Source organism: Desulfuromusa kysingii (assembly GCF_900107645.1).
In the GTDB taxonomy this organism is placed as follows: Bacteria; Desulfobacterota; Desulfuromonadia; order Desulfuromonadales; family Geopsychrobacteraceae; genus Desulfuromusa; species Desulfuromusa kysingii.
Genome location: NZ_FNQN01000007.1, coordinates 133,747 through 147,907, shown reverse-complemented (window position 1 = coordinate 147,907; position 14,161 = coordinate 133,747). Strand labels below are relative to the sequence as shown.

The 14,161-nt window shown below is 48.8% G+C and carries 10 protein-coding genes and 1 tRNA gene; 5 read left to right on the top strand and 6 right to left on the bottom strand.

Annotated elements, in window-relative coordinates:
• Positions 1 to 16: 16 nt before the first annotated feature.
• A tRNA-Ala gene (locus BLU87_RS12155) sits at positions 17 to 92 on the bottom strand.
• Positions 93 to 275: 183 nt separating this feature from the next.
• Between BLU87_RS12155 and selA the strand changes: the two genes are divergently transcribed.
• Genes selA through BLU87_RS17125 form a run of 4 tightly spaced genes read left to right on the top strand, consistent with a single transcriptional unit; the run spans position 276 to position 4,849 of the window.
• A complete protein-coding gene (selA, locus tag BLU87_RS12150) occupies positions 276 to 1,688 on the top strand; it encodes an L-seryl-tRNA(Sec) selenium transferase (protein ID WP_092348865.1) in 1,413 nt (470 codons plus the stop codon).
• A 3-nt stretch (positions 1,689 to 1,691) separates the two neighbouring features.
• Positions 1,692 to 3,605 carry a selenocysteine-specific translation elongation factor gene (gene selB, locus BLU87_RS12145; RefSeq protein ID WP_092348862.1) on the top strand — a complete coding sequence of 638 codons (1,914 nt, stop codon included), beginning with the start codon at positions 1,692 to 1,694 and terminating at the stop codon, positions 3,603 to 3,605.
• A 42-nt stretch (positions 3,606 to 3,647) separates the two neighbouring features.
• Entirely contained in the window at positions 3,648 to 4,688 is a 1,041-nt protein-coding gene (gene selD / locus BLU87_RS12140) for a selenide, water dikinase SelD (RefSeq protein ID WP_092348859.1), read from the top strand.
• On the top strand, positions 4,685 to 4,849 hold the full coding sequence (locus BLU87_RS17125) for a twin-arginine translocase TatA/TatE family subunit (RefSeq protein ID WP_139167554.1): 165 nt from the start codon (positions 4,685 to 4,687) through the stop codon (positions 4,847 to 4,849). The genes selD and BLU87_RS17125 overlap by 4 nt, the downstream gene beginning before the upstream one ends.
• 114 nt (positions 4,850 to 4,963) lie before the next feature.
• On the opposite strand, the gene BLU87_RS12135 is transcribed toward BLU87_RS17125, so the two are convergent.
• From BLU87_RS12135 to BLU87_RS12115, 5 genes are all read right to left on the bottom strand, one after another.
• Positions 4,964 to 6,829, bottom strand: coding sequence for an AMP-binding protein (locus BLU87_RS12135; protein WP_092348856.1), 1,866 nt, complete (start codon positions 6,827 to 6,829; stop codon positions 4,964 to 4,966).
• 6 nt (positions 6,830 to 6,835) lie between these two features.
• Positions 6,836 to 7,531 (bottom strand): 3'-5' exonuclease, encoded by a 696-nt coding sequence (locus BLU87_RS12130; RefSeq protein ID WP_092348853.1) that lies wholly within the window; start codon positions 7,529 to 7,531, stop codon positions 6,836 to 6,838.
• 61 nt (positions 7,532 to 7,592) lie between these two features.
• A complete protein-coding gene (locus BLU87_RS12125) occupies positions 7,593 to 9,752 on the bottom strand; it encodes a 3'-5' exonuclease (protein ID WP_092348850.1) in 2,160 nt (719 codons plus the stop codon).
• 221 nt (positions 9,753 to 9,973) lie between these two features.
• Entirely contained in the window at positions 9,974 to 10,855 is an 882-nt protein-coding gene (locus BLU87_RS12120) for a phosphoribosylaminoimidazolesuccinocarboxamide synthase (RefSeq protein WP_092348848.1), read from the bottom strand.
• Positions 10,852 to 12,810, bottom strand: coding sequence for a SurA N-terminal domain-containing protein (locus BLU87_RS12115; RefSeq protein ID WP_175498376.1), 1,959 nt, complete (start codon positions 12,808 to 12,810; stop codon positions 10,852 to 10,854). The genes BLU87_RS12120 and BLU87_RS12115 overlap by 4 nt, the downstream gene beginning before the upstream one ends.
• 204 nt (positions 12,811 to 13,014) lie before the next feature.
• On the opposite strand from BLU87_RS12115, the gene BLU87_RS12110 reads away from it, so the two are divergent.
• Entirely contained in the window at positions 13,015 to 14,061 is a 1,047-nt protein-coding gene (locus BLU87_RS12110) for a rod shape-determining protein (protein WP_092348842.1), read from the top strand.
• Positions 14,062 to 14,161: the final 100 nt, after the last annotated feature.

Genomic DNA, 14,161 nt, shown 5'->3' with positions numbered 1-14,161 from the left:
AAGTGCTTGATTTTTTTGGTGGAGCTACGCGGGATCGAACCGCGGACCTTTTGACTGCCAGTCAAACGCTCTCCCAACTGAGCTACAGCCCCTTAATAGAGTGGGCGATTTATAACAAAACTATGATTAATGTGTCAATCAGAAAAAGGTCGCGAGTTTTTCTCAATCAAAATTTTCCTTGTTAATCTCTATGGTTGTTCATTGATGAAATGCCATGGTAGACTCCTGTGCGAAAAATCTCAAAAATATTTAGAAGCACAAAGGAGAGTCTGTCTATGAGTGGTCGACAGGATTTGCTGCGAACCCTTCCGGCGATCGATCGAATATTACGTGAAGAGTCCATGCAGGATTTGGCTCAACAGTTACCACAAGATATTTTGTCCCAGGCGGTACAGGAATTGATTGCGTCTTTGCGTCAGGAAATTCTGAATACGGGGGAAAGTATCCCTCCAGAACGACTTCACCCGTCGTCGCTTGCAGCTGTTGCTGCAGCTCATTGCCGTAAGTTTCTGCAACCTTCGTTACGTAAAGTGATCAACGCAACAGGGACACTTTTGCATACCAATCTGGGCCGTGCTCCTCTCTCCTTACAATCGATTGAAGCCATCAATGACGTTGCTGTGGGCTATTCCAATCTGGAATTTGAACTTGACAGTGGTAAGCGGGGAGAACGTTTTTCCCATGTCGAAAGTTTATTGCAGCAATTGACAGGTGCTGAAGCGGCGTTGGTTGTTAATAATAATTCTGGAGCGGTTCTTCTTGCTTTAGCAGCGCTCGGGAAAGGGCGGGAAGCCATTGTCTCACGGGGGGAACTGGTTGAAATCGGCGGCGCATTTCGGATTCCTGAGGTAATGGAGGCCGGGGGGGTGATTCTGCGGGAAGTTGGCTCGTCCAATCGGACCCATTTGCGTGATTACCAGCAGGCAATCACCGCAGAAACCGCAATTCTACTGAAAGTTCATACTAGTAATTACCGCATTGTCGGCTTCACGAAGGAGGTGACCGCTCGGGAGTTGCTGCCAGTCGCCCGTGAACATGATTTGATTTTGATGGAGGATCTGGGGAGCGGGTTGTTGCTGGACCTAAGTGGTTATGGCTTGGAACGGGAGCCTACGGTTCCTGAGGTGGTCAAGGCTGGGGTTGATGTGATTACCTTTAGTGGCGACAAATTGCTCGGAGGACCTCAGGCGGGGTTGATTGTCGGCCGTGCTGACTTGATCAAGAAGATTCGTAAACATCCGTTGGCCAGGGCTTTACGGATTGATAAGTTGACCCTTGCAGCCCTTGAATCGACACTGCGACTTTATCTTCAGCCGGAACAAGCCCTGCGGGAACTGCCGGTGTTGAAAATGTTTTCGGCGGATCCAGAGGAGCAGAAGCAACGTTGTCAACGTTTGTATGAGCGACTCAAGGCCGAATCATTGGCTGCGGAGATCGCATTGATAGAGGATGTTTCCCGTGTCGGCGGTGGTGCCATGCCGCTGACGGAATTGACGGATTGGGCGGTTGAAATCAATCCATCAGGGAAACGAACAGCCGAGCTGGCGAAGCGTTTGCGAGCTTTTACTCCGGCGGTTGTGGTCAGGGTCCAGAATGATCGTCTGCTGGTGAATTTACGGGCTGTTTTTGCCGAAGAAGAGGCCGTGTTGACGCAGATCTTAATCACCATTTTAAAAAAAGAGGGTTAATACGTGGCGGCAGAAGGACACTTTATTATTGGCACCGCTGGTCATGTTGACCACGGAAAGTCAGCTCTGATCCGTGCTCTGACCGGGATCGAAACCGATCGTCTGGGAGAAGAAAAAGAGCGCGGGATTTCGATTGAGTTAGGTTTTGCCCCTTTAGATCTCGGGGGTGGACAGGTTGCCGGGGTCGTCGATGTTCCGGGACATGAAAAGTTTATTCCACAAATGCTCAGTGGGATTGCCGGGATTGATCTTGTCTTGTTGGTCATTGACGCCAATGAAGGGGTGATGCCACAGACCCATGAACATTTGCAGATTATGCAACTGTTGCAATTACAGAAGGGGATTCTGGTCCTTTCTAAGTGTGATCTGGTTGAACCTGATTGGCTCGATATTGTCGAGGAAGAAGTTCGTGAGCAGGTTGCGGGAACGTTTTTGGAGAAGGCTCCTTGTTGTCGGGTTTCGTCGGTCACCGGAGAGGGACTATCTGCGTTGATGGATGTTGTCCGGGAACAATTAAGTCATGTCGTTCCTCGCGATTCTGGAGGAGCGGTGCGCTTGCCTGTTGATCGTTGTTTCAGTATCAGTGGCTTTGGCACTGTTGTCACAGGGACTTTGACCAGCGGTCAGATCAAGACCGGTGACACGTTAGAAATTCTCCCTGCGGCTATCCTTGCGCGGGTTCGTGAAGCTCAGGTTCATGATAAGCCGGCGCCAGAAGTCTTTGCCGGACAGCGGGTGGCGCTGAATCTTTCCGGGGTTAATCGTGATCAGATTCCACGCGGCTCGGTTGTCGGTACGCCGGGTTTATTTCGCGCCAGCCAGAGGGTTGATGTCCGGGTGCAACTTCTTGAGGATGCTCCGCGAGCGATCAAGTTTCGCGACCCGGTGCACTTTCATCTCGGTACTGGCCGGAGTGTTGGTCAGGTCGTCCTGCTGGATCGAGACGAGTTAGTGCCCGGAGATGAAGCTCTGGTGCAGATTACCTTGGATCACCCCTTGTTGGTTCATCGGGGCGACCGCTTTATTATCCGCTCCTATTCTCCTATGATCACTATTGGTGGCGGGATGGTTATTGACGCCGAGCCGCAAAAACATAAGCGTTTTCGCGCTGAGGTGACGCAACGGTTACATGACCTTGCCTCGGGCGATCTGGGCTTCTGGTTGCAGAAGTTGGACGAGTTGGAAGTTGCCCGGGTCAAGGATCTGGAAAAACAGACCGGAACCGGACGTCAGCAGCTATTGCAAGGGTTGGAGAAACTTCAAGAGGCGGGGCAGGTTGAGTTATTAGCTGAACAATGGGTGCTTGCTGACAGGGTCAGGAGTTGGAAACAGCAATTCCCGCGGATTGTCGCTGAGTATCAGCAACAGCATCACTTGAGGCATGGAATTCCGCGTGCCACATTGCAAGCGCAGCTATCGAAAAAATTGGCTCCAAAGGGATTTGAAGTGTTGTTGCAGTGGGCCCTTGCTGAGAAGCTGATCGTCCTTAATCGTGATCTGGTGGCGACCCCGGACTGGCAACCGCAACCCACATCTGCAGAGCTAAAAATTCTCAAGCAATTGGACGATTGTTTTCGGGCCGCTGGTTTTCAGGTGAAAAACAACAAAGAAGTTTTGCTCAGTTTGGGCTTTGACGGGCTAGACAGCGAGGCTTATTTTTCCTATCTTGTTCTTGAGGGTTCACTGGTCCGTTTGAACCAGGAAAGTTCTCTGCATATGGACAGTTATCGGCAGGCCGAGCAGCTTCTGGTGACGACCTTTCAACAACAGGAGACGGTGACGCTAGCTGAGTTCAGAGACAAATTGGGCAGTGGCCGTAAGTTGACCCAAGCGATATTGGAATTATTTGATAGTCAAAAATATACCCGCCGAACGGGAGAAAACCGGGTGGCGTGGCAATTGCCCCGTCCGGTGTGATGCTTTTTGGGGATTAAAAATTAAGAAAGGGGATTAATAGATATGACAGTTCGATTGACGTCTCTATCTCGTAGCTCTGGTTGAGCGGCCAAAATAGGTCCAGAGACCCTGACTCAGGTGCTGAGTCAGCTACCACAAATTAATCATCCTGATTTGATATCTCAGGAGATCCCTTTTGCTGATGCCGCTATTTATCGCCTCAATGATTCTGAGGCATTGGTGCAGTCAGTTGATTTCTTCACCCCGGTGGTGGATGATCCCTATATCTACGGGCAAATTGCGGCAGCCAATGCCCTCTCCGATCTGTTTGCCATCGGTTCGAGGCCATTGACGGCGCTCAATCTGGTCTCCTTTCCCGTCGGTTGTCTGGATGCTGATATCCTGGTCAAAATTCTTCAAGGCGGAGCCGAGCGGGTTCATGCCGCTGGAGCGGTCGTCGCGGGCGGTCACTCCATCGAGGATGATGAACCCAAGTATGGTCTCTGCGTGACAGGTATTGTTGACCCGCAGAAGATGGTCACGACCTGTGGCTGTCAGGTTGGGGATCAACTTTATCTAACCAAGCCTTTGGGGACGGGGTTGTTGACCACTGCTTTACGCGGGGAGATCCTCACCGAAACGGATATCGCCGTAGCGATTGCCGGAATGGTGAGTTTGAACAAGGAGGCAGCCGAGGTCATGTTAAAGGTTGGTGTTTCCGCTTGTACTGACATTACCGGATTTGGACTGATCGGGCACGCTTCTGAGATGGCTGAAGCTAGTGGTGTCCGGCTCAAAATTTTCGTCAACGATCTCCCTGCCTATCCGCAAGCTTTAGATATGGCAGAAATGGGGCTGGTTCCGGCCGGATCTCACCGCAACCGGGATTTTTATTCCCCCTGTCTTGATGGTCGTGATGGCTGTGATCCGTTATCGCTTGATTTACTCAGCGATGCGCAAACCTCGGGCGGCCTGTTAATCGCGGTTGCCAAAGGAAAGGTTGATCTCTTTGAGCAGGAGTTGACGGCAGCTGGCCTTCCTGTTTATCGGGTTGGAGAAGTTGTTTCCGGTGCAAGTGGACGGCTCTTGTTGGAGGACCGATGATTCTTGGTCTTGGCCCTTGGGAATTAGCTCTGCTGGCAATCTTGTTCAGTGCCATCTTCGGCTTGAAACAGTTGCCGAAAGCCGCTCGAGAGTTAGGGCGTCTGCATGCTTGGAGTTTGCGACTTAAACAGAAGTTGCCTTGGGTATCACGGTTTTTTTAATCTCTGTCTCTGTCGGTATTCGGTCGGGGGACATGGATATGATGTCTCCCCTCTGAATCCTCGCCGTAGTTGTTCGCTGGGCGGCTTCACACCGGTTGGTGTTTAACTTCTTCGCTACAAACCTTCCATCTGCAAAGAAATCTCTTTGAGTAGCGGACGGTTAATTTCATTATCCGGTGTTTTGGGTAGAAATTTTGTCAGCCTGATTGCGTCAGGTAGGGCGATCTCTCCACTCTCTTCAATGATATGTTCCTTGATCGCCTGCAGTGATTCGTCCTTGTAACTTTCATCTTTGTAAGACTTTAAAACACAGAAGGCCAGTAACATGTAGCCATAAGTCGGGTGATCAATAAAGACGACGGCACACTCTTTAACCCGTTCATGTGAGAGGATCACGGCTTCAATTTCATTGATCTTACGATTCCCTGCTCCAGAACTGAGAGCGATGTCTGAGCGCCCGGTCAAAATATAGCTGCCATCCATATTTCTGATGGCTTCATCGCCGGTAGAATAGTAGTTTTTTCTTTTGAACTTATCCCAGTAGATGGATTGATAGGCCTTGGTGTCGCCGTATAAGTCGCTGCAAAGGGAGGGTAGCGGATTGGTCAAAACCAAAAATCCTGGTTCATCATGACCGGTGATGGTTTCCCCTTTTTTTGTCACCAGGCGGCATTTGACCCCGGGCAGGGGGCGCAACCGGGTATTCTGTTTGCTGCCGACTGTGCCGGGGACGTTAGCCATCAAGCTGCCGCCAGATTCCGTTTGTCCCCAGATATTGACCAACGGGATCTCCCCCTGTTTTGGCAGTGCGTGCAAAACCCAGTTGTAGAGGTCTGCTTTGATTTCACCGCCACCGCAGCCGATAAGTCGCAGAGAATTCGTTGCTTTGGCTTCCTCCCGGCGACTTTTCTTGGCACGCATGACGCTGCGTAGTAGTGCCGGGTTGCTGAACATTCTGGTGATATGAAAGCGCTCCAGAAAATCAAAAAATAAAGAGGTATTTGCATAACTGATGCTCCCCTCATAAATGAACACGGTACTGCCGAGAGAGAGGGGTCCATAGATCCCGTAGGTGTGCCCGGTGATCCAGGCGAGGTCAGCGGTACACCAGAAGATATCACGATCATCCATGTCGAACAGCAGTTCGGTTGTGAACTGTGCCCACATAAGAAAGCCGGCAGTGTTATGGACAACGGCTTTTGCGGTTTTAGTTTTAGACGAGGTGTAGAGCATAAACAGGGGATGATTTGCCGCGCGTACAGTGTCAACTGTGGCCCCGCGAGAGTATTTCTCGTCGGTGATCAGATCCTGATACCAGAGATCCCGTTTCGGGCGCATGTGGACCCGCTCACCGGTGCGTTCGATAACGATGCAATGTTTGATCTGGTGATCGATTTTGTTTAACGCATCATTCACTTTTTCTTTCAGCTTGTGGGATGTCTGCGGGCAACCGTCTGCAGTGACGATGTAGTTGGCCTGACAGTCTTGCAGTCGTTCGGCCAGGGATTCAGAAGAATAGGCCATGTGGTAATTAATATGGATGGCACCAATCTGGGCGCAGGCAAGCATCGTGACAATTGTTTCAGGTAAGTTAGGGGTGAATATGAGGACTTTATCCCCTTTTTTTGCTCCTAGATTGATTAAAGCCATTGCCAGTCGTTCAACTTCATAGGCGAGGGTATGGTAAGTGTAAATCCGTTCACGACCATCAACCCCAATCCACATTAATGCAGCTTTGTTGCGTCTCCGGGTATGGAGATGTTGACCTATGGTGTTTTGCCAGATATCAACCTTACCACCACTAAACCATTGGTAGAAGGGGGCGCGTGAAGAGTCGAGAACCTGTTTATAGGGGGTTTGCCATTGCAGGTATTTTTGTGCCAGGCGATCGACAAGTTCGGTCGTCCCCAGTTGCTGCAGAACTTCATATTCGTCAACTGATATAATTTTACGATCATAGTTACAGACAGGTTCGGACATCAGTCGCTATTCCTTTCGACGTATTTCATCTTGAGCACGGAATAAATCCCCAATGGTTTTGTAGGATGGTGGCAATTCGTCCATGATTTTTACGAAAACTTTAGCCGTTGCGACAACATCTCCGAGCGCTGTATGCCGCTGATCACACTGCACACAGTAGCGCTCCAGCAAGTGCTCCAGAGGTTGATGCTTCTGGTCTTCGTGGGCCATCTGGTAGAGAAACATGGTGTCCAGCCAGACCGTATGGGATATGCCGATGTTGTAGAATTCTTTAAGGTGCCGATGCAACATGCGGATATCAAAGTTGATGTGGTGACCGACGATGACACTATCACCTATAAACTGTAGCAGTTCTGGCAAGACCTCTCCGACCACCGGCTTATCAGCAAACATAGAGTCAACCATGCCATGGAATTCAGTTGATGCCGCAGGGATGGGGATGGGAGGCTTGGTGTAGGCTTCAAACAGTTTGGTGATTTTCCCTTTTTTCAGCTTGACCGCCCCGATATTAATAATGACATCGTTGATCATATCCAGCCCCGTTGTCTCCAGGTCAAGAACACAGAAGCTGGTTTCATGGATACTTTGTTTTAGGGAGGAGCGATCTTCAATTTTGCCGCATGCCTCTATGACATAAGCCAATAATGGGTCTGCTGACTCCTTTTTTTTACCCGTGAAGCCTTTGAGCAGTGATTTTAACATCAGCGTTGTCCCGTAAGTTTACAAACTCCCCGATCGCCCTTTTTTATTTTAGCCGAAAAACTTAGTACGATACCTTGGCAAAAGGTGATTGCGATGTTGCCGCAAGAGCATCAGCCAGGGTGTGGATCCCCTGAGCTTCAAGGAGTGGAATTAATTTCAGCATAATTTCCCCTGTCACGATCGCATCGCCAAGAGCGGTATGGCGACCAATAATGGTCACGTTGAGTCGTTCCGCTAGATCATCCAGAGAGTGAGAGTCCTGATTCGGGTGGACAATGGATGAGAGTAGCAGCGTATCAAGGACAGGGTTCTCAAAAACAATCCCGGTTTTCATTTCCTGTAACTGTAAAAAACGCATATCAAACGCGGCGTTGTGGGCGACCAATACCGAATTTTCAACGAAGGTTTGAAAGTGAGGGAGAACTTTGTCAAGCGTAGGTTGGCCTAACAATAATGCGGGTTGAATTCCGTGGATAGCGACTGATTCACGGGGGACAAATCGTTGCGGATCAATCAATTGGTCAATGACTTCATGATAGAGGAGTTGGCCGTTGACGATCCTGATGGCACCTAGTTGAATGATCTCGTCCCCCTTAGACGGATTCAACCCCGTGGTCTCTGTGTCAAAGACAACATAGGTTAGTTTGCGGAGGGAAATTTGGCTGAACTCCTGCCATTCATCACGTTTGAAGAGGTCAAACTCGTAGGAAATCGGGCGATGTTCGATTTCTGTATGGATTGCCGGGGTAAGGTCTTTATCGCTGCTGGGCAAGACAATGGTGAGTCCAGTACAGAGGCCCTCTGCCGCTTGAATGGGAATGATCTCTCCAGATAGATTGGCGATCGTGTCCTGAAAGTTCAAGGAGTTGCCGTTAGTGTCTGTTGTTAATGGGGTGAGCTGCCAGGTTGTCAGCAACTCAGAGCTGATTTCTTGCCCTGGCCAGGAAATTACCAGTTCCGACACAGATTTTGCGTCACAGGATAGGGTCATTAACAGTTCTGAGACGTTGTAGTGCATCTGCAACAGGCCTGCAAGATGAGATAGCGCCTGAACCATAGAGTAGCTATCGAGTTGTAACCAAGCTCCTGTAGGGGCAATCGGGGTGACTTTCATCGCGAATTGTTTGTTGATGTTGGTGCTGATAATCTCCAGCAGATTGTGAGCGAGGACATTCTCATTCTGGTTTAAAGCCCGCAAATGATGGGCATAGTTGATTTTTGCTTCATTGACATGAGCTTGTAATGACTGGGAAGCCTGGTCGATTCTCTGGCGGTAGCTTTGTAGCTCTTCATGCTCAAGGTTGGGACGGTCGAGAATAGAACTAATCGCGTCACGGATTGCATCGACGTCCTTTTGCTGTTCGTCGATGAGGGATTGTATGAGCAGGTCCCGGCGACTATCTGACTCAATCTGGCGAGTCATGTCTTCAAGGGTGAGGACGAAGCCGGAGATTGTTTGTACCCCCTCCTGCTCGGTAAAGAATGGTGCCATGTTGATCCGCAGGCAGAGAGCAGTGCGCAGGGTGATCATGGCGTTATTGACCATATTTTTGCGACCTGACATGTGACACTTATGCAACATCTCCAGACCATGCACGATGGGATCGCGGTCCAGTATACTGAAAATAGAGCGACCGAGACCAAGAAGTCCACGTGTTGGCGGCGGATCTGATGCTTTTGTCGCATCCCTCTTGAACAGTTCCTGGGCCTGCTGATTGTAGAGCAGGACCTGTCCATCGGTATTGCAGACAATGACCCCATGGGGCAGTTCTGACATCAGGGCGGCAAGGCGGGTCCGTTCTTCATCCAGGGTCATTTGCGCCGTGGCTATTTTGCCGGCGACATCTTTTTGTAGTTCGCTGAAGGCATCTGCCGATTGGTTAATAATATCAGCTAAATATTGAATCTCTTTTGATGAGTTTTTGATCTGGGCCCGATGTTTCGGATTGACGGACGAAATGATTCTGGCACTTTCAGCCAGCTTGAGAATGGGGACAATGTAGTCATTGAATAACAGATTAATCAGCGCCCCAATGATAAAAAAAATGGTGATCGTTCCCAGCAGCGGAAAGGGGGTCAAGGTGCTGAGCATTGCGCTTAATGTTGTTTGCTGAGCCTCGTTGAGGCTGGCCCATGAACCAATGAGGCTGGCGACAATAATACTGACGATAGCGAAGTAGATCGCACCGAGGAAAATCCAGTATTTAAAGCTCGGTTTCATCGTCTTGAAATCCTGTGCTTTGATGTTTGGTTCTAACGATTGTTGGCTTATGCTCTCTAGCTTCTTTATAAAATGACAAACAAAGCAAATATATGCCAATCAGCTAAGGATGGCAAACATTGTTGTATTTTTGCATCATGAGACTTTGGGAACAATAAAAAAGCCGCTGTCCACAGAGGACAACGGCTTTTGAAAAAATATAATTCGAGGCGTTGGAGGGGCTAAGCCGTAAGGCGTTTAAGGGCCTCCAGGTATTTTTCTCCGGTTTTACGGACGATTTCTTCGGGGAGTTTTGGAGCCGGAGCTTGTTTTCCCCAGTCGAGGGTTTCAAGGTAGTCACGTAAAAACTGTTTGTCGAAGCTGGGTTGAGCGCTTCCCGGATGGTATTGATCTTTAGGCCAGAAACGGGATGAATCCGGGGTTAAGGCTTCGTCAATCCAGATGAGTTTATCATCGAGAATACCAAATTCAAACTTGGTGTCAGCAATGATCAAACCTTTTTGATCGGCTAGATCACGGGCCCGCTCATAGATTTTGATGCTGCAATCACGAACCTGTTCGGCAATATCTTTGCCACACAGGTTGATTGTCTCCTCAAAGGAGATGTTCTCATCATGCTGACCCAAATCGGCTTTGGTCGAAGGGGTAAACAGGGTTTTGGGGAGTTTATCACTTTGAACTAAGCCTGCAGGCAAAGGAATGCTGGAAACAGAGCCGTTCTGTTGATACTCTTTCCATCCACTTCCAGAGATATATCCACGAACGATACACTCGACGGGGAGTGGCTTGGCTTTTTTGGTTAACATGCTGCGCCCTTCCAATTGATCCCGATATTGATGGGTGATTGCTGGAAAGTCAGCAACGTCCGTTGAGATCAGATGGTTAGGAATCAGGTCGCTCATTTGTTCGAACCAGAATTTTGAAATCTGGGTCAGAACATAACCCTTTTGTGGAATCCCTTCGTCCATAATAACATCGAAGGCGGAGATGCGGTCGCTGGCAACGATCAACAGGTGTTCTCCCAGATCGTAAATATCTCTGACTTTTCCACGGTTAATCAGGTTGAGTTCTGGGCAGTTGGTTTGGGTGATAATTGGTATCATGATTTGATGCTCCCATCGTTGAAAGAACTTATTAGATCTGGAATCATAATTTCAATTTCTGCTTGTTGCAACAATTGAGATATTTTTTCTGCAACGATCTGCCCCTTTTTCTCTTCAAGTAGCCGATTTTCAAGCTGCATGCGATCGTCATTGTTCAATTCATCAAAATTTGCAATGGTCATGTTTTTCAGGCTGGCAACGAGATATTTGTTATTGATGGTGAAAACCGTCTGCGCGACAGGTTTTTCAGTCGTTAAAGCAAAGGCCTCTTCGGCGAGTTCCTGAGAGGTGCCGATGCGAGGGATGAAGAAACCAAAGCTGCGGCTGAACTCACCTGACTCTTCAACTGTCAGCTTGAGGTCACGAGCTGCTTGGTTCAGACTTTTTTGCGTGGTTGCCTGCTCCAGGAGTTTATCCGCCAACTCTTTGGCCAGCGTTTGTGCTTGTTCGGTGCGATACTCCTGCTCAACGATGGCCTTGACTTCGGCCAGTTCTGGGAGGTGGCTCTCTTTTCGCTCTTTGAGCATAAACAAAAAGACCCCTTGGGTGGTTTGAATCGGCTTAGCGAGTTCACCAGGCTTTAAGGTGAGGGCGGCCTGGCTGATCTCTGCAACATTGCCAATACCATCAATCGGGGTATTGGCAGCGAATAATCCGGTCTCTTTAATCCCCAGATCGTTGTTGGTCGCAGCGGCATCCAGATCTGCAGTTTTGCGATTGATATTGTAGGCGTCCATCGCTTTTTCGTAAGCGAGTTGACGCGATTTCTCCAGCTTTAGCCCTGCTTTCACCTCAGCAATGACATCGACAAAGGGTTTGACTCCCGGCTCAATATAGTCACTGACTTTGGCAATATGAAACCCGAATGGGGTTTGGATGATTCCACTCAGTTGACCTGGCCGTAAGCTGAAGACAGCGTCCTCAAACTCTTTGACCATAACTCCACGGCCGAAAGTTCCCAGATCTCCACCTTGTGCGGCGTTACTTTTATCGTCAGACTGGGTTTTTGCCAGTTGGGTAAAGTCAGCTCCGTCCTGCAACTGCTTGAGCAGTTCATTGGCCAGTTCACGCCTTTTTGCGACGGTCTCTGCATCGGCGTCTTGTGGAACACTTAAGAGAATATGAGCGGCTTTAATCTGTTCTTTGACCTCATACTGGTCCAGGTTTCTGCGATAAAAACGCTGGAGTTCTTCATCATCGGACACATCAACATCATCCTCATAACGGGTGGGATCAAACTGCAGGTAGCGCAGCGATACCTTTTCGGGGATCCTGAAGTTTTCGATATTTTTATCAAAGAACTCTTTTAGGCCATCGGCTGTCACTTTGACTTTAGATTCAACCAGAGCTGGTGTAAGCCAGACGTAATTGAGGTTGACCTTATCATTTTCTTTATGAAACGCAGCTTGAAGTTCTTCCTCGCTCACGGTGGTTCCGGCCTGCAGTTGAGTGCGAACTTTTTGCGTCAGGAGTTGCCGCTCTTGCATCGCTTCAAATTGTTCCGGTTTCATGCGTTGATAACTTAAGACTTCAATGTAACGATCCCGATTGAATTTACCATCGACCTTAAACGCATCATATTGAGCAATAGCCTTGACCAGTTCGTCGCGGGTGACGCTCAGGTTGAGTTCGTCGGCTTGCTGGATGAGAAGGGACTCTTCAATCAATTGCTGTAATGCCTGTTGCGGCAAATTAAGCTGTTTTTCCAGATTGGCGTCGAAATTTCCCTGATAAATATTCTGATAGAGGTTGTAAAGATTACTGTAACTGCTTTGATATGCTTCATAGCTGATCTCATCACCGTTAATACGGGCAGCAATATCTGCACTTTGCGCACCCCTCTGGTCTGACGGTGCAGTGAGCATCGTATAGCCAATAACAAAACTTAGAATGATAATGCCAAAGGCTATCTTGATTAGTACCGATTTTTGTTTTGATCTAACAAATTGAAGCATTTCGATGCGACTCCTCATTATGTTTTTGGTTGATTTGAGACAAAAAACAGGCTCGCATGTTAGACCAGCAATTTACTGAAAAGCAATCATTTTTTGCCCGCTTAACTCTTGCTTAAAAATAGTTGCTTTGCTAGAGTGATCCAGCTTTTGCGGATAACTTCAACTTAATAATTAGCGCTGCGTGCAGCAGTGATAGGACAATTTATGTTTAATGTTTTTAATGCGATATGGGGTATGTTTTCGAATGACCTGGCCATTGATTTAGGGACAGCTAACACCTTGGTTTTTATGAAGGGCAAGGGAGTCGTTGTCAGTGAGCCTTCAGTTGTTGCGGTGAAAACTGGTGCTGCGGGCCAACGCAAAGTGCTTGCGGTTGGTACCGATGCCAAGGAAATGCTGGGACGTACGCCTGGCAGCATTGTTGCTATCCGGCCGATGAAAGATGGGGTCATTGCTGATTTTGACCACACTGAAGAGATGCTCCGTTATTTTATCCGCAAGGTCCATAACCGTAAAAATCTGATCCGTCCCCGGATCGTCATCTGTGTCCCTTCCGGAATCACTCAGGTTGAAAAGCGAGCTGTCCGTGAATCTGCTGAATCGGCCGGGGCCCGTGAAGTTTATCTGATTGAAGAGCCAATGGCTGCGGCTATCGGCGCCGGACTGCCGATCACTGAGGCTTCCGGGAACATGATCGTTGATATCGGTGGGGGGACAACGGAAGTTGCCGTGATCTCTCTGGCCGGAATCGTTTATGCGCAGAGTGTCCGGGTCGGTGGTGATAAGATGGATGAGGCGATCGTCCAGTATATGAAACGGAAATATAATCTCCTGATTGGTGAACGGACCGCTGAAGCTGTAAAGATTGGGATTGGCAACGTCTTTGACACCGGTGAAGAGACCGTTTATATGGATATCAAAGGGCGTGATCTGGTTAGTGGCATTCCCAAAACGATGGAAGTGAACTCCAATGAAATTCGTGAGGCGATGTCAGAGCCGGTCAACACCATTGTAGAAGCGGTCCGAATCTCTTTAGAGCGAACTCCACCAGAATTAGCCGCAGATATCGTTGACAAGGGGATTGTCTTGGCGGGCGGTGGTGCATACTTGAAAAATCTGGATATACTCCTGCGTGAAGAGACCGGTCTGCCAGTGGTTGTGGCCGAAGATCCCCTCTCATGTGTGGTTCTGGGTTCTGGTGCTGTTTTGGATCAACTGGATCTGCTACGGCAGGTTGCTATCTCTTCCTGATCTGCAGAATTATTGACTCACGCAATTGTTGTGTTGTTCTTCAGGGAGGATCGACCGATTCTCCCTTTTTCGCTATATTGACTTGATTGACTTTTCCCTG